1 pseudogene is annotated in these 208 nt (G+C 69.7%); it reads left to right on the forward strand.

Going from position 1 to position 208, the window contains the following annotated elements:
• A pseudogene (locus tag JTI98_RS21270) lies at positions 1–208 on the forward strand (electron transport complex subunit RsxC); the annotation flags it as partial.

A 208-nucleotide genomic window follows, 5' to 3' on the forward strand; every position in this document is an offset into this window, starting at 1 on the left:
CAGGCCAGCGGCGAACCTGCCGCACCGGCTGAACCGGTGGATCCGCGCAAAGCCGCCGTTGAGGCCGCKATCGCCCGTGCGAAGGCGCGCAARCAGGAACAGCAGRMCAGCRGCGAACCTGCCGCACCGGCTGAACCGGTGGATCCGCGCAAAGCSGCCGTYGAGGCCGCTATMRCCCGTGCGAAGGCGCGYAAACAGGAACAGCAGG

The organism is Citrobacter sp. MGH 55 (genome assembly GCF_016906145.1).
Lineage (GTDB): Bacteria > Pseudomonadota > Gammaproteobacteria > Enterobacterales > Enterobacteriaceae > Citrobacter_A > Citrobacter_A amalonaticus.